General features: G+C 64.2%; 17 protein-coding genes. 9 read left to right on the top strand and 8 right to left on the bottom strand.

Annotation, left to right across the window (positions count from 1 at the left end; all coding sequences use genetic code 11):
* Positions 1-75 precede the first annotated feature (75 nt).
* Both ACNAOU_RS03020 and ACNAOU_RS03015 read left to right on the top strand, forming a co-directional pair.
* On the top strand, positions 76-600 hold the full coding sequence (locus tag ACNAOU_RS03020; RefSeq protein ID WP_179128375.1) for a DUF427 domain-containing protein: 525 nt from the start codon (positions 76-78) through the stop codon (positions 598-600).
* Between the two features lie 157 nt (positions 601-757).
* A complete protein-coding gene (locus ACNAOU_RS03015; protein ID WP_026267216.1) occupies positions 758-2,104 on the top strand; it encodes an aspartate kinase in 1,347 nt (448 codons plus the stop codon).
* 57 nt (positions 2,105-2,161) lie between these two features.
* On the opposite strand, the gene ACNAOU_RS03010 is transcribed toward ACNAOU_RS03015, so the two are convergent.
* From ACNAOU_RS03010 to ACNAOU_RS02990, 5 genes are all read right to left on the bottom strand, one after another.
* Positions 2,162-3,409 (bottom strand): Dyp-type peroxidase, encoded by a 1,248-nt coding sequence (locus ACNAOU_RS03010; RefSeq protein WP_422757979.1) that lies wholly within the window; start codon positions 3,407-3,409, stop codon positions 2,162-2,164.
* A gap of 10 nt (positions 3,410-3,419) precedes the next feature.
* Positions 3,420-3,968 carry a copper chaperone PCu(A)C gene (locus ACNAOU_RS03005; RefSeq protein ID WP_422757978.1) on the bottom strand — a complete coding sequence of 183 codons (549 nt, stop codon included), beginning with the start codon at positions 3,966-3,968 and terminating at the stop codon, positions 3,420-3,422.
* 78 nt (positions 3,969-4,046) lie between these two features.
* The gene (locus ACNAOU_RS03000; protein WP_422757977.1) at positions 4,047-4,652 is read right to left on the bottom strand and encodes a copper resistance CopC family protein; all 606 of its coding nucleotides are present in this window, start codon (positions 4,650-4,652) and stop codon (positions 4,047-4,049) included.
* Between the two features lie 95 nt (positions 4,653-4,747).
* Positions 4,748-5,383: a hypothetical protein gene (locus ACNAOU_RS02995; RefSeq protein ID WP_422757975.1), complete on the bottom strand. Its 636-nt coding sequence runs from the start codon at positions 5,381-5,383 to the stop codon at positions 4,748-4,750.
* Positions 5,384-5,469: 86 nt separating this feature from the next.
* Positions 5,470-6,138 carry a TetR/AcrR family transcriptional regulator gene (locus ACNAOU_RS02990; protein WP_422757974.1) on the bottom strand — a complete coding sequence of 223 codons (669 nt, stop codon included), beginning with the start codon at positions 6,136-6,138 and terminating at the stop codon, positions 5,470-5,472.
* Between the two features lie 100 nt (positions 6,139-6,238).
* On the opposite strand from ACNAOU_RS02990, the gene ACNAOU_RS02985 reads away from it, so the two are divergent.
* Together ACNAOU_RS02985 and ACNAOU_RS02980 are read left to right on the top strand one after the other, a co-directional pair.
* On the top strand, positions 6,239-8,734 hold the full coding sequence (locus ACNAOU_RS02985; RefSeq protein WP_422757973.1) for a beta-glucosidase family protein: 2,496 nt from the start codon (positions 6,239-6,241) through the stop codon (positions 8,732-8,734).
* A gap of 156 nt (positions 8,735-8,890) precedes the next feature.
* Positions 8,891-9,190 (top strand): DUF4193 domain-containing protein, encoded by a 300-nt coding sequence (locus ACNAOU_RS02980; protein WP_018778105.1) that lies wholly within the window; start codon positions 8,891-8,893, stop codon positions 9,188-9,190.
* Between the two features lie 123 nt (positions 9,191-9,313).
* Here the strand turns inward: ACNAOU_RS02980 and ACNAOU_RS02975 are convergent, their stop codons facing one another.
* A complete protein-coding gene (locus tag ACNAOU_RS02975; protein WP_039239589.1) occupies positions 9,314-9,697 on the bottom strand; it encodes a LapA family protein in 384 nt (127 codons plus the stop codon).
* Between the two features lie 184 nt (positions 9,698-9,881).
* On the bottom strand, positions 9,882-10,112 hold the full coding sequence (locus ACNAOU_RS02970) for a hypothetical protein (RefSeq protein ID WP_026267218.1): 231 nt from the start codon (positions 10,110-10,112) through the stop codon (positions 9,882-9,884).
* Positions 10,113-10,304: 192 nt separating this feature from the next.
* On the opposite strand from ACNAOU_RS02970, the gene ACNAOU_RS02965 reads away from it, so the two are divergent.
* Positions 10,305-11,537, top strand: a complete 1,233-nt coding sequence (locus ACNAOU_RS02965) for an IS30 family transposase (RefSeq protein WP_422757743.1) — start codon at positions 10,305-10,307, stop codon at positions 11,535-11,537.
* A gap of 54 nt (positions 11,538-11,591) precedes the next feature.
* Here ACNAOU_RS02965 and ACNAOU_RS02960 read toward each other — a convergent pair whose 3' ends face one another.
* The gene (locus ACNAOU_RS02960) at positions 11,592-11,816 is read right to left on the bottom strand and encodes a hypothetical protein (protein ID WP_018779981.1); all 225 of its coding nucleotides are present in this window, start codon (positions 11,814-11,816) and stop codon (positions 11,592-11,594) included.
* Between the two features lie 114 nt (positions 11,817-11,930).
* Between ACNAOU_RS02960 and ACNAOU_RS02955 the strand changes: the two genes are divergently transcribed.
* Genes ACNAOU_RS02955 through ACNAOU_RS02940 form a run of 4 tightly spaced genes read left to right on the top strand, consistent with a single transcriptional unit; the run spans position 11,931 to position 14,341 of the window.
* Positions 11,931-12,419, top strand: coding sequence for a MarR family winged helix-turn-helix transcriptional regulator (locus ACNAOU_RS02955; RefSeq protein WP_018779982.1), 489 nt, complete (start codon positions 11,931-11,933; stop codon positions 12,417-12,419).
* A gap of 8 nt (positions 12,420-12,427) precedes the next feature.
* Positions 12,428-12,973, top strand: a complete 546-nt coding sequence (locus ACNAOU_RS02950; protein ID WP_039239582.1) for an SSI family serine proteinase inhibitor — start codon at positions 12,428-12,430, stop codon at positions 12,971-12,973.
* Positions 12,960-13,898, top strand: a complete 939-nt coding sequence (locus ACNAOU_RS02945) for a hypothetical protein (protein ID WP_035734375.1) — start codon at positions 12,960-12,962, stop codon at positions 13,896-13,898. Before ACNAOU_RS02950 ends, ACNAOU_RS02945 begins: the two co-directional genes overlap by 14 nt.
* A 29-nt stretch (positions 13,899-13,927) precedes the next feature.
* Complete coding sequence (locus tag ACNAOU_RS02940; RefSeq protein WP_422757972.1) at positions 13,928-14,341, top strand: serine protease inhibitor; 414 nt, start codon at positions 13,928-13,930, stop codon at positions 14,339-14,341.
* The last annotated feature ends 44 nt before the right edge of the window (positions 14,342-14,385 follow it).

The raw sequence follows: 14,385 nt of genomic DNA, 5'->3' as shown, positions 1-14,385 counted from the left end.
CCTCATGATGTGGATGGTACGCCGGGCGGACCGGCACCGACATCCATTCCGGGGAGAAGGTGGCACCATGGAGAGATGGTCCCCATTCCCGGTTTCCCCCGTTCCAAGCGTCCGCACCGCATCCCTCCCGCGCCTGGACAGGAATCGGTGTGGGACTATCCGCGGCCGCCGCAGGTCGAGGCCCGTTCGGAGCGGATCGTGGTGCGGCTGGGTGGCCATGTCATTGCTGACACCGTGGATTCAGTGCGGGTACTGGAGACAAGTCATCCGCCCGTCTACTACCTGCCGTTCGATGCCTTTGCGCCCGGGGTGCTCGTCCCCGTGGACGGCGCCACCTTCTGCGAATACAAGGGCATGGCCGGGTATTTCGATGTCGCGGCAGGCGGGATGGTGGCTTCCCGTGCCGGATGGACCTACCCGGAACCCAGCCGCGGTTTCGAAGCACTGCGGACCCGGGTGGCCCTCTACCCCGGCCGGATGGACTCCTGCGAGGTGGATGGCGAGCAGGTAACGCCCCAGGACGGGAACTTCTATGGCGGCTGGATTACGCGGAACATCGTGGGTCCTTTCAAGGGCGCTCCGGACACTGCCGGGTGGTGAGCTCCCCCGGCCGCTGTTTGTGTGGCCGCCATATGGTCACAATTCCTGCCAGCACTCCACGCGGCGATAAACTGGGCAAATAAGCTACGCAGGCGTGCTCCAATTTGGAATCCAGCATGCCGCGTTCGAACCCTATTGATGCAGTGAGGGTGCGCGCATGACTATGCCCACTACCGAAGTGAAGATCGAAGAGCTCTCCAACGAGGCTGCCATTACCAAGCAGCTGATCGTTCAAAAGTTCGGCGGCTCCTCGGTTGCCGATGCCGATGGCATCAAGCGGGTCGCACAGCGCGTCGTGGATGCGCAGAAGGCCGGCAACGAGGTCGTGGTGGTTGTCTCCGCAATGGGTGATACCACCGATGAGCTCCTGGACCTTGCCGCCCAGGTGACGGACTCCGCACCTGCCCGCGAGATGGACATGCTGTTGTCCGCCGGCGAGCGGATTTCCATGGCCCTCCTTGCCATGGCCATTAACAAGTTCGGTGCCTCGGCGCAGTCCTTCACGGGTTCCCAGGCCGGCATGATTACCGACGGCATCCACGGCAAGGCGCGAATTATCGCCGTCGACCCGCACCGCATCCGCACCGCCCTGGACAAGGGACACATCGCGATCGTCGCGGGCTTCCAGGGCATGAGCCGCAGCACCAACGAGATCACCACTTTGGGTCGCGGCGGTTCCGATACCACTGCGGTCGCCCTGGCCGCAGCCCTCGAAGCCGATGTGTGCGAGATCTACACGGACGTGGACGGCATCTACACGGCCGACCCCCGCGTGGTGACGTCGGCCCAGAAGATCGACCGGATTTCCAGCGAGGAAATGCTGGAACTGGCCGCCTCCGGTGCCAAGATTCTCCACCTGCGTTGCGTTGAGTACGCCCGCCGCTTTGGTGTGCCCCTGCACGTCCGTTCGTCATTCAGCCAGAAGGAAGGCACCTGGGTCATCCCGGGCGCCGACGAAAAGTTCACGATTGAAGAGGGAGTTGCCTTGGAGCAGCCAATCATCTCCGGCGTTGCACACGACCGGTCCGAAGCCAAGGTCACCGTTGTGGGCGTCCCCGACATCCCCGGCAAGGCTGCCGCGATCTTCCAGGTGATCGCCGACGCACACTCGAACATCGACATGATCGTCCAAAACGTGTCCACGCACGGCACGGGCCGCACGGACATTTCGTTCACCCTGCCCATCGTGGAAGGTGCCGATGCCCTGGCTGCCCTCCGCGCTGCGGAAGGACAGATCGGCTTCGAGAGCATCGAGTACAACGAGCACGTAGGCAAGCTCTCCCTCATCGGCGCAGGCATGCGTTCCCACCCCGGCGTTTCGGCCACCTTCTTCAAGGCACTCTCCGACGCAGGCATCAACATCGACATGATCTCCACGTCGGAAATCCGCATCTCCGTTGTCACCAGTGCCGACGCCCTGGATGACGCCGTTCGCGCCATCCACAATGCGTTCGAGCTCGACGGCGACGCCGAGGCTACCGTTTACGGCGGCACCGGCCGCTAGGCCAGCCGCTACGACGACATGAAGGACCGGAGCCAGTGCTCCGGTCCTTCATGTCTTTCAGGCGAAAAGCCCTTCGCCGACGAAACCGCCGGGAGCGCATCCCGGTGGAATCGCGAAGACGGCCGAACCCACGGGCGTGGTCCAGAGATTCAGCAGGTCCAGCTCGTCGAGGCGGCGCTGGATGGGAACGAACTGCCGGCCGATGTCCGCTTGGTAGGACGCGAAAATCAATCCGGAATCCGACACGCTCCCGGCCCCGGGAACGGAGTCGTAGTTGAAGGCCCGCCGGAAAATCCGCTGGGACGGGTCGTCCGGGCGCGCCCTCCGCAGATGGGCGAAATCGGCTATGACCGGAAACCCGACGGGCGTGACGGCGGCAAAGTCCGGCTCGTCGTGCTCGGCCGTGCCCGTCAACGGAGCGCCGTTCGCCAATTTGCGGCCCACGGACTCTTCCCGGCCGGACCTGTCCAGCTCGTCCCATTTGTCCAGGTGCATGCTGATCCGGCGGATCACCAGGGATGTTCCATGGGGCGCCCATGACCCGGTACCGCCGTCGCCATAGACAACCTTCTCAAACTCCGCGCTTCCCGGCACTGGATTCGATGTCCCATCCACCTGGCCAAAAAGGTTCCTCATGGTCGTTCCGGACTGTTCCGTGCCGTAGGCGCGCCGGAACCCCGTTTGGACCCAGCGCACGGTGGTGAAACGGCGGCTGTCCTTAAGCAGCATGCGCTGGGCGTGCGCAACCGAAAGGGGGTCGTCGGCGCATATCTGCAGCAGGAGGTCACCTCCGCAGAACTCCGGTACCAATTTGTCGATGGAGAAGGCCGGAAGTCCGGATACGCCGTCCGGGACCGGCACGGTGCCCGCAACCCGGAACAGGCTAGGACCAAAGCCGAACGTGACCGTCAGGCGTGCGGGCCGGAGCGCCAATTCACCCTCTGTATCGGCCAGCGCTGCCTTTCCCTGGGTCAAGTTCGCGGCATCGTCACTCAGCAGTTTCAGGAGCGACTTGAGCCGCTCAGGCGTTGTCCCTTCCTTCAGGTCGAGAGCAAGGAAAACACCGTGGGCCTGGGCAGCCGTGCCAACGCCCGCCTGCCTGTCACCGTAAAACGGCACCGTCCTGGCACCGTTTGCCCCGTCCCCGGAATCACTTGGCATCGGTGGGACCGGTTTCCCGGCGAGTTGCGTGCCCACGGCGGCCAATGCTCCGACGCCCGCGGCAGCACCGCCAAAGAGGAGGTGCCGCCGCCGTACTCCGGGCCCGGGCTTGGGGGTGGTGTTGTCCCGTCCGGAACTTCCCACGGCTGCTGCCCTACTTGGCTGGCGCAGCGGGTGCCGAACCGCTGCCTTCGCCTGCTGTGTAGTTCTCGTTGGCACCCGTGAAGTCCTTCGCTTGGGCAGTAAAGGTGACCGAGCCGCCGTCGGACGTCTTCAGGTCGAAGGTGACCTGATCCCCGGCCTGGACCGGCTTGGTCAGGTCCATGAGCATGATGTGGTTCGCCCCGGGCTCGAGTTTGAGTTCGCCCTTCGCGGGGATGACGAATCCGCCCTGTTTGGCCTGCATTTTCATGGTTCCGTCCGGTCCCATCACGGTTTCGTGCAGTTCCACCATGGTGGCCACCGGTGCTGCCGCGCTGACGACGGTCACATCCTTGTCGCTCGTGTTCCGAATGGTCCCGAACGCGGCCGACATCCCCGAGTCCGCGGCTTTGATCCACGTGTCACTCACCGTCAATGGTTGGGAGGACCGGGAAGCGGACTGGGCTGTGGTGTTTGGTGTGTTGCTTTGTCCGCAACCCACCAGGGCCAACGAGGCCGCTGCCAGGATGGACACGACGGGAATCACTTTTCTTTTTGTCATGGTGATGCTCTCTGTGAAAGTAGTGTGCTGCACCGGGCTGAATCGGCTCCGGAACAGGTGGGATGGCAGGTTGGTGGCTTAGCCGCCCCGCGGGCCGGACCGGCGTCGGCGCTTGAAAAAGCCCCAGCCCAAATACAAGGCGAGGCCCGCGGCCGCCCCGAGGGCAGCAGCAATCACCCAATCGGGTACCTGGACCGTGGAGGCCGTGGCTCCTGGTTCGGCTGATCCGGGAGGAACACCGGGGGTGGCCGTGTTTCCGGGGGCCGGGATGGCACCTGCTGTGGCGCCGGCCCCCACCAGGAATGAGTAACTGCCGTTGATGGGGTGGCCGTCGCTGGAAACCACGCGCCACCTGACCTGGTACTCCCCGTCGGGCATGCCCGGGGCGAGCGGCTGGGTCAAGGTCCCGCGGTCCAGCGCAGAATCGCCCTGGACCCAGTTCTTTGATGCCGCATCTACGACGCGGACTTCGTGGCCGATGGCCAGCAACGGTGCACTGAATTTCAGTTCAATGGTCGACGGCGGCACGGCCAGCCGCTCGCCGGTGGAAGGTGTGGACGAAACCAGTTGGTCATGGGCGGACGCCGCCGGCGCGCTGACGAGCCCGAAGGCGATGCACAGCGCAAAGACGGCAAGGAGGAACGCTCCGCCGGGTCCTGGGTTTCGCCATGAAAAAGTACGCAAGGATTTTCTTGCCATGGCTGCTTCCCGCCCCGCTGCCTGTGAAAAAGGTCCGGCAGTCCGTGGAAGGATGGCCTCCCCTCACGGGGTGGCGGGGCTTATAGGGTGATGAAGGCGCCGGGCGCCTGGGACGTTGCTGGACGCCGTGGCGGTCCTCGATGGCGCATGGCAAGCAACGGAACGCCAAGATTGCGCAGCGGGCGTACAGCCCAGTCCGAGGGGATGACGTTTGGCCCGGGGTTCACAGCCAAGGGCTGGATGATCCTCAGAAAAGGAATCAGGCGCAGGCCAAGGGCGGCCAGCAAACGGACAGCCGTGACCTCGCCGTACCGCAGGACTGCGATGGTGGCGACGGCTGCGAGGACGTGCCCCACCACCATCGACGGCGAGGAGTGGTCCGAGGGAGCGGCGGCGACGGAAGCGAGTGTGTGCGCCCCGTGCCCGGCGTGCCCTGCTGCGGCCGCGGTCCCGACATCGTGGTGGGCACCGGGATCAAGGCTGTACAGGCCATGGAACACGGTTTGGCTTACCAGCACGGCCGTGGCAAGACGCCATAGCGACAGCACTTTACCGGCCAGGGCCATGCACACAAGCCCGGAAAGAGCCAAGGACAGGATCAGGACAGGGGCTCCCGGCGCGTTGCCGCCGGACAGCACGTGCGAGGCAGCAGCGATGAGGGTGGCGGCAACGGCTCCCGCCCACCCGCGCGCGAAGCGCACCGTGCGTGCCGTCATGTCCCTCCCGCCTGTTGAGGGGCAGCCCGGGCGGGCCCTCCTCGTGATGCACTAATTCTACGCAGCGTAGAATCTTCCAAGCATAATCACAATCCGGGCGCCCCGGCGCCGGCTGAATCCCCGGCGTCGGCTGCACCGCCGTCGTCCTCCGCGCCGCCGGCAGGGGCCGAAGCGCCAGGAGCCAGCAGGATGTTCGTCAATTGCCGCAACCCCTCGGCCATGTCCACATCTTTGTCGTACAACCACTGCAATTGAAGGCCGTCAAAGGCAGCTACGACCAGCCGTGCCAGAGGGATCGCTGCAACATCCGTCCGGACTTCTCCTGCTTCCTGGCGGCGGGCAATGTCCGCGCTGACTTCGCGCACGATCACCGAATAGCGTTCCTGGAAGTACGCGTGGGAGTCGTGCCCGGGGTCGTTCGCCGTAGCCGATGCGACCGCGTAGAGCGTGGTCAGCCCGGGCTCGCTCCGATTCCGTTCGGCGATGGCGGGCATGTGGTTCAGCCCGATGTCACTCTGCCCCGTTGCCGCCAGAGAGCGCTTGTCCCGTTCCGTGAGGACCGCTGTAAGGAGCTCCTGCTTGCCCTTGAAATAGTGGAAAAGCGTCGCTTCCTTGACCCCCACAAGCTCGGCGACCCGCTTGAGCGCTGTTCCTTCGAAGCCTTCCGTAGCGAAGACGTCCGTGGCCGTCTGGATGATCTGTTCGCGGCGTTCCGCACCCTTTGCGTACTGACCCCGGGCCTTCGACGATGACATTCGTTCAGTGTAGATGAGCAAACGAAAACCTAGTCATACTAGATTTTGACGATTAGACTCAACAAAGATGCCCAACGATGGGCCACGAAGGAGTCATGAAATGAACCCGACACTCCCGGCCGCCGTCACCGTCCCGCCCGCCGAAGGCCAGGGCGCCGACACGAAGATCCGCGAACTCGCCCGGAGCCTCAGCCTTGAGCAGCAGATCCGGCTTCTGACAGGGGCGGACGTTTGGTCCACGCACGCCATCCCGGAGATCGGCCTGGCGCGCATGGTGCTGTCGGATGGCCCAGCCGGAGTCCGTGGCGAAGACTTCGACGAGCGCCACGATTCCGTTTCCCTTCCGTCCCCCTCGGCGTTATCGGCTACGTGGAGTGTCGAAACCGCCCACCGCTACGGCCAGATCCTGGGCCAGGAAGCGCGGCGCAAGGGCGTCGACGCCGTCCTCGGTCCCACCATCAACCTGCACCGCTCCCCGCTGGGCGGCCGGCACTTCGAATGCATGAGCGAAGACCCGCGGCTCACGGCAACCATGGCAGCCGGGTACGTCGCCGGAGTGCAGTCCATGGGTGTCGGCGCAACGCCCAAGCACTACCTCGCCAACGAAGCCGAGACCGAGCGCTTCACGGCGGACTCCGTGGTGGACGAGCGGCCCTTGCGCGAGCTCTACCTTGCGGCGTTCGAAGACGCCATCACCGAGGCCCGCGCCTGGCTGGTCATGAGCTCCTACAACTCCATCAACGGGACCACTGCCAGCGAGAACAAGCTCCTCGAAACTCCGCTATCCACCGAATGGGGCTTCGACGGCGTAGTGCTTTCCGACTGGACGGGCGTCCGCTCAGTCGACGCCGCCAACGCGCACCAGGACCTCGAAATGCCTGGCCCGGTGGGCCACTGGGGCCCCAAGCTACTCGCCGCCGTCCATGATGGCCTGGTCAGCCGTGACGCCATCCTTGAAAAGGTCACCCGCATCCTTCGCCTGGCAGCCCGCGTGGGCTCATTGGAGGGTTTCGAACCTGCGGTGACCCAGCTTCCGACGCAGCTTGACGGGGCCGCCGTCGCGCGTGAAGTTGCGGTCCGCGGGGCCGTCCTGGCCCGCAACAAGGGCCTCCTGCCGCTGGATGCCAAGGCGCTCAGCAGCGTCGCGGTGATCGGCCACAACGCCGACGAGGCCCGCACGCAGGGCGGCGGCAGCGCCACCGTCATGCCCAAGTACACCGTGTCCCCGCTCGAAGGCCTCCGGAAAGCATTGCCCGACGACGTCAAAGTCACCTATGCGCGCGGCGCCAAGGTGGCCGAGGGCATCCAGGCGTTCCCCCGCACGAGCCTGCACAACCCGGTGTCCGGCGTTCCGGGAATCCGGGTGACGTTCCTCGCGGAGGACGGCTCGGAAATTTCGGGTGAGGACCGCCTGGCGTCCCACCTGATCTGGTTCGGTGTGGGGATTCCCGATGGTGCCGCCTCCATCCGGATGGAAACGGACTGGACTGCCGAAACAGCGGGCGTGCACCATCTGGGCGTCGGTACTGTGGGCCAGATCCGTTTCGCCCTGGACGGAGCAGCGGTATTCAACAGTGAACTTGAGGATGACACGGAAGTCCTCGGCGCCGCGCTGTTCGACCCGCCCAAGACAACCCACCCAATCGAAGCCGCTGCCGGGCAGACCGTGCGGATCGAGGCCGAATACCAACTGCCCAAGCAGCAGGTCATTCCGTTCACCGCGATTCTCCTGGGCGAGGAAACGGTGGTAGCTGATCCACAGGCCGAGATCGACGCGGCAGTGGAGGCCGCCAGGGCGGCCGATGTCGTCGTCGTCGTGGTGGGTACCAACGCAACGATCGAATCGGAGGGCTTCGACCGGAAGAACCTTGACCTCCCCGGCTATCAGAACCACCTGGTGGAGGCCGTGGCGGCAGCCAACCCGCGGACAGTGGTGGTGGTGAATTCCGGCTCACCGGTGGTGATGCCTTGGCTCGACACGGTGGATGCGGTCCTGTTGGGCTGGTTCGGAGGCCAGGAATTCGGCAGCGCGATAGCCGACATCCTGTTGGGCAAGGAAGAGCCCGGCGGCCGCCTTCCCACCACCTGGCCGGCCGCGCTGGAGGACGTCCCCGTACTGAGCACCACGCCCGTTGACGGCAAGGTGGTCTACTCCGAGGGAATCCACGTCGGCTACCGCGCGTGGCTGAAGCAGGAAGCCGAAGGGGGAGCCAAGCCGGCCATCCCGTTCGGCTACGGCCTCGGATACACGACGTTCGATCTCGGGACCGCCCACGCACCGCAGGTGGTCACGGCGGGGAACGATGTTGTGGTCCACGTGCCCGTCAGGAACACGGGCTCGCGTACAGGCCGCGAAGTGGTGCAGGTTTACCTGGACCGACCGGCCTCCGCGGTTGAGCGCCCGGTCCGCTGGTTGGCCGGTTACGCCGGAACGCACCTCGCTCCAGCCGGCACCGAGAGCGTGGAGGTCCGGATCCCCGCCAAGGCATTTGCGCATTACGACGGCGGCTGGCAATTTGAGCAGGGCACGTTCCGCCTGCTGGTGGGTCGCCATGCAGCTGACGAATTCCAGTTCCTTGACATAGAACTCCGGTAATACAGGAGTAGGATCTCCGTGCGTGGCAGCCTTTTTTTGACCGCCACGCACGTGGTTTTCGCCACAAGCTGTAGAACTGGGGTATGGTATGGAATTTTCATGGCATGCTGTACGTTGCATACCCGGTAACCCCCTAACACGAAGAGGCATTAAAAAGTGGCAGCCGATTACGACGAACTCCGTACCGATGTAAAAGAGAACCAGGAGCAGTCGCTCCAGGCTCTTCAATCTGCCAGCGCCCCCACGGCCAAGAGCGTCGTGCTGGAACTGGACGAAACCGACGGCCTTGACGCCAATGGCCCCGGTGGCGAAATCGTCGCCGAGGAACTGGTCATCCAGGTCATCCCGCAGGCAAACGACGAGTTCACTTGCAACTCTTGTTTCCTGGTCCGCCACCGCTCGCAAATTGCGCGCGAAAAAGATGGCGTTGCCTACTGCACTGACTGCGAAGGCTAAGACGACCCCAACACCCCGGCGGACTGAACGTCGTCAGGGAGTGCCGGCGTCGGGATTAAATTGCGGAAGGACCGGAGCATGTGCTCCGGTCCTTCCGCAGTTAAACCTGGGCGCCGTATGAATCTAGGGTGCCGTTCCCGGACCGCCCACGACCTTCTTGCGCCGATGATTGCCCATTCGGAGTTGAAGGATGCGCGCTCCCCCGGCGAGGGCAACCAGCACTCCGCCACCCACCGCTGCGATGAAGAGCGTGGTGCCCAGGGCGAGTGTCCCCTCCAGCCCGAAGAACCGGACGGTGATCATGTCCTGGTTCTGGACGAAGAACACAATCAGCATCACCAGGACCACCAGGCCGACTGCCACCGCTACCCACAGGGCTGCGGTGCGGGTGGGCCGGGCGTGGCCTGGCGCGGGCGGTGGGATCACCCGCTCGTGGTGCCCGGAACCGGCCCGGTCCGGGCGTGCCGAACCGCCCGGAACTCCTGCTGCATCTTCATGGAAACTCATTGACGGCCCCCTTAGTACGCCAGCACCTACCGTGCAATTACATAATAAGCATGCTGACTAGTTGCTCAACAGTGGCACGGCCACCAAACCGGGGTCAAGGTGGCGCGTTTGCCGGCACGCAAGGAAGGGCCGGAGTTCGCGGTCCGGCCCTTCGGCACCTCATGCCCCGCTACAGGGCATAGTCCTACAGGGCATAGTCAGTGGTGGTGGGCCCGGGATCGTCATTGCGGACTGCGTAGTGGTGACCCTCGGAGTCAGTCTCGATATCGAAGTGCTTCAGGTCTTCCTCGGAAGCGGATTCGAAATCATCGTGCTTATGCACCACGGGGCTGTCCGTATCGCCGTGGGTTGCCGGTCCAAAAACGGACTGCAGCCGCTCGGTCACATGGACGAAGCCTTCCATTCTGCGTCCCATGTTTTCCACCTCCCTTCTTACCGGAGAGCGAAAAAGCGGCAGGGCTGGTGCGTGCCGTTCAGTGAGCCAATTTTACGCCCGCAGGCCCGAAAAGGCTCCGGGTCGGCCGTGCGCCGAGTTGACAGTTAATGACAATCCGAGTGCGGCGTCTTCAGGTGGCTAGTGCAACACCCCTGGAGTTGGAGGGGTGTCATGGTCAAGAAGTTGCCGTGGTCGGTTCGTGCGTGTGCGTATGAGCACTTGCTGGCGGGTGAGGACACGGGACGAAGTGCTGCCGCGGCTGGGGTGTCCCGGCAAGCGGTGTCGCATTGGGCGAAACTAGCGGGCATGGAACTTATCTCCGGCCCTGGTGGTGGCGTGCGTCTTCCGATGGCTTCGGAGGTGCTTTCGCGGGATAAGGAGCGAAGGTACCGGCGGCTGACTTTGGAGGACCGGGCTTATATCAAGGCCTGTCTGGGCTTGCCGGAGCCGCGTTCCATGCGACAGATCGCCAAGGAGTTGGGCGTGCATCCATCAACGGTGTCCCGGGAGATCCGCCGACACAGTATCGAGCATTGGGCCCGGCGCTATTACGACGCCGGGGTTGCCCAACACCGGGCACTGGTCCGCCGTAGACGGAACCGGCCCGTGAAGCTCTCTGCGGGAACGGCGGTGTGGAAGGAGGTCGTGGCACGCTTGAACCAGCGTTTCTCACCTCAACAGAGCGCTGCGGACCTGAAGAAGACGTTCCCCGAGCAGCCGGAGATGCACGTGTCCCACGAGTCAATTTACCAAGCCCTTTACGTGCAGGGCCGGGGTGCCTTGCGGCATGAACTTGCCGTGGAGAAGGCCCTACGTTCGGGCCGGACCGGTCGTAAGCCCCAATCAAAGCTGCCTGCCAGGAACGTAAGGCCCTGGCTTGAAGGGGCCCGGCTGAGCGACCGGCCCGCCGAAGTCCAGGACCGGGCCGTGCCCGGCCATTGGGAAGGTGATTTGGTCGTGGGTCCCGGTAACTCCGGGATCGTCACCTTGGTCGAGCGCTCCTCACGGTTCACTTTGCTGGGCCGGCTGCCGGGAGCCAGGGACAGCGCGACGGTCATCGAGGTCATGCAGAAAATGATCCACACCCTGCCCCAGGCGATCCTTAAAACGATCACCTGGGACCAAGGCACGGAAATGGCTCAACACGCCAAGTTCACAGTAGCGACCGGCTGCCAGCTGTTCTTCTGTGACCCGCACTCACCCTGGCAACGCGGCACGAACGAGAACACCAACGGACTGGTCCGCGATATCCACCCCAAAGGCACGAACTTCAACCAGGTCAGCGACGAAGAACTCGCCCACACCCAGCACCTGCTCAACATCCGACCGCGTCAAACACTCCAATGGGACACCCCAACTGAAAGACTGACCAAAATAATCGATGGTGTTGCACTAGCAAGCTGAAACCGCCTGCCCGGCATTGTCATTAACTGCCACCTCGGCGAGAGGAGAAGGGGTTTAGCGCAGGGACTTGTCGTCCGGATTGCGGGGAACTACGTAGGTGCTGCCATCCGGACGGCGGAGGGTTTCCCACTGCTGGGTCTCCGCTTGGCGCTGGGCGAGCAGCTTCCGGTTGGCTTCCGTCATTTCGTGATCCAGGGAGCTGCTGTGTGCCGGGCCAAAAATCACGCGAAACTTTCCGGTTGCGCGCATGAATTTCCGGGTGAAGGATTCCTTTGCCACGCGGATCGACTCCTCAGTGTTCGACGACTCTATACGTTCATAGTACGCTAATCATTAGTACACTAACTAATTGGTTCGGTGTAGCCTCGTCAGTGCAGCAAGCAGGAGGAAGCCATGACGACCATCAGCGATACCAGCCAGGAAACCGATGACCTCCTTCTGGAGCGCCAACTGTGCTTTGCCCTCACCGTAGCCTCGCGCAGTGTTGTGGGTGTCTACAAGCCCGTTCTTGAAAAGCTCGGCCTGACCCACCCCCAGTACTTGGTGATGTTGGCACTGTGGGAACGCAGCCCGAGGACGTTGAAGGACATCAGCGACAGCCTGCTCCACGATCCCGCCACCCTCTCCCCCTTGCTCAAACGCCTGGAAGAAGCACAGCTCATCACCCGCGAGCGCGTGCCCGGTAATGAGCGCGCACTGGCCATCACACTCACTGACAAGGGAGCGGCCCTCCGCGCACAGGCCACGGCTGTGCCCGGCGAAATCCGCAATCGCCTGCACCTCAGCCGCGAAGAAGTAGCCGAGCTCCACCAAGCGATGACCGGCCTGATTGCCGCCACTCAGCGCACGGCCGACGAGCCACGTAAAATGGAGGCAACCTAGGAGATCCCATGAGCATGCGAAGTGTCCGCCCGTTACTGGCAATACTTGCTGTCGCAAGCCTCGCCGCATGCTCCGGTGCCCCCGCACCAGGTTCCACAGGCAGCCCAACCCAGGCGCCGACGTCGGGCCCTTCAAGCAGCAGTACAGCACCCGGCAGCCCCTCCACCAGCAGCACCCCGACGGCGGGCGGCAGCCAATCGGCAACGGCCGGACGCGGCGACGCTGAACTGAGCATCACACTCCTGGAAACCCCCGAGGCCGCGCCCAAGACCTTCACCCTTGTCTGCACGGGCGGAACTCCCGCCGCGGAGAGCAACCACCCGTCGGCCGCCGAAGCATGCGCCGCGATCAAGAACAACCCCTCCATGCTCAACCCGGCTCCGCCCCGGGCCGACCGGGCCTGCACCATGCAGTACGGCGGCCCCGCAACCGCCAAGGTGACCGGCGCCGTGGACGGCAAGGAAGTAGTCGCGGCCTTCAACCGCACCGACGGCTGCCAGATCGGTATGTGGGACGTCGCCAAGAGCGTCCTCGGATCAGATGGCGGTTTCTAGGCTGCGACACCTCCCCCAAGAGGAATGGCTTGGGCTGGAGGCTGCCCATCACACTCGGGTCGCACGCTATGCGGACCCGTACTTGGCCCGGCGTTCGGCCGGGAAGAAGCACCCCGTGGAGGACTTCCTCTTCACCTACTACACCCAGAAGCCGGGCCAGTTGCTTCGCTGGCACCCCGGGGATGCCGTAGTCCTCAGCGGTGAGCGGGCATTGGAGCGCAGCGCGTGGAAGTTCTACAGGACACCCGACGACGGCGAACTCGCCTCGCTGGGGCTGCCCTCCGGTACACCGGCGGTCACCTTCGACCGGGCCGGTTTCCTGGCCGACCGCGCCGAGGCCGTCCGCTTCGCGGGCATCATCCTCTCCGGGACCGCGAAACGTCCGGCCCAGTTCGGCTGCTTCGGCCTGCACGAGTGGGCCATGGTGTACCGGCAGGAAAAGTTCGAGCTGCGCCACGAATACCTCAAGCTCAGGCTGGGCGGCGAGGGTACTGACACCGTGGTGGAAGAGAACCGGATCCGCTGCTCCCACTTCGATGCCTTCCGCTTCTACACCCCCGACGCCTTGCCCCTTAATGAGCTCACGCCAACCCGCGAAAACCAGCGGACCATGGAGCAACCGGGCTGCCTGCACGCCAACATGGACCTTTACAAGTGGGCCTACAAACTGACGCCCGCGTTGCCAAGCGGGCTGGTGATGGACTGCTTTGAGTTGTCGTGGCGGATCCGGGCCATGGACATGCAGGCCTCTCCGTACGATCTCGAAGAATGGGGCTACCCGCCCATCAGGATTGAGACACCGCAGGGCAAGGCCGAGTACGTTGAATACCAGCGGGCTTTCGCAGCCGAATCCCAGGAGCTGCGGACCCGCGTGCTTCAGGCAGTAAGCCCACTCTTGGACGAGCTGAGCGGCGCGGCCGCCTGAGCACCCGACGCCACCAGCGAAAGGTCACCATGGTTTCCCCAAGCAACAGCGACACCACCGACACAAACGCAAGCGAAAACGACGTCGACCTCACCGTCACGCTGACAGAGTCACCGGGCGCTGACAGCCGGGTGTTCCACCTCCGGTCGGCAGGGGGTGTCCTCTCCCCCGACCCGGACTCGGTCGACTCAAACCTGCCGGATGCGACGGCGGCGCTTGCCGCCGTCGAGCAGTTCGGGGAGGAGATCTTCTTCCCGCAGCCGCGGCCAGACCGGATCTGCACGCAACAGTACGGGGGCCCGCAGGTAGCCGAAGTCCGGGGATGGTTCCGTGGGCGTAAAGTCCATAGCCATTTCAGCAGGACGGATGGTTGCGAGATCGCCCGGTGGAAGACCATGGCGGCGTTGCTGGGCAATACCGGAGGCGCAACTTCCGGCTCATGACACGCAAATGGGCTGGGGACGCCCGGATTCGGATGTCCTCAGCC

The organism is Paenarthrobacter sp. C1 (assembly GCF_049315185.1).
GTDB classification, from domain to species: Bacteria; Actinomycetota; Actinomycetes; order Actinomycetales; family Micrococcaceae; genus Arthrobacter; species Arthrobacter nicotinovorans.
This window is presented reverse-complemented; position numbering and strand designations above follow the sequence as displayed.

Coding starts and splice junctions, on each gene's coding strand:
- ACNAOU_RS03020 (WP_179128375.1), top strand. CDS start 76: ATGGTCCCCATTCCCGGTTTCCCCCGTTCCAAGCGTCCGCACCGCATC.
- ACNAOU_RS03015 (WP_026267216.1), top strand. CDS start 758: ATGACTATGCCCACTACCGAAGTGAAGATCGAAGAGCTCTCCAACGAG.
- ACNAOU_RS03005 (WP_422757978.1), bottom strand. CDS start 3,968: ATGACAAAAAGAAAAGTGATTCCCGTCGTGTCCATCCTGGCAGCGGCC.
- ACNAOU_RS02995 (WP_422757975.1), bottom strand. CDS start 5,383: ATGACGGCACGCACGGTGCGCTTCGCGCGCGGGTGGGCGGGAGCCGTT.
- ACNAOU_RS02990 (WP_422757974.1), bottom strand. CDS start 6,138: ATGTCATCGTCGAAGGCCCGGGGTCAGTACGCAAAGGGTGCGGAACGC.
- ACNAOU_RS02985 (WP_422757973.1), top strand. CDS start 6,239: ATGAACCCGACACTCCCGGCCGCCGTCACCGTCCCGCCCGCCGAAGGC.
- ACNAOU_RS02975 (WP_039239589.1), bottom strand. CDS start 9,697: ATGAGTTTCCATGAAGATGCAGCAGGAGTTCCGGGCGGTTCGGCACGC.
- ACNAOU_RS02970 (WP_026267218.1), bottom strand. CDS start 10,112: ATGGGACGCAGAATGGAAGGCTTCGTCCATGTGACCGAGCGGCTGCAG.
- ACNAOU_RS02965 (WP_422757743.1), top strand. CDS start 10,305: ATGGTCAAGAAGTTGCCGTGGTCGGTTCGTGCGTGTGCGTATGAGCAC.
- ACNAOU_RS02955 (WP_018779982.1), top strand. CDS start 11,931: ATGACGACCATCAGCGATACCAGCCAGGAAACCGATGACCTCCTTCTG.
- ACNAOU_RS02950 (WP_039239582.1), top strand. CDS start 12,428: ATGAGCATGCGAAGTGTCCGCCCGTTACTGGCAATACTTGCTGTCGCA.
- ACNAOU_RS02945 (WP_035734375.1), top strand. CDS start 12,960: ATGGCGGTTTCTAGGCTGCGACACCTCCCCCAAGAGGAATGGCTTGGG.
- ACNAOU_RS02940 (WP_422757972.1), top strand. CDS start 13,928: ATGGTTTCCCCAAGCAACAGCGACACCACCGACACAAACGCAAGCGAA.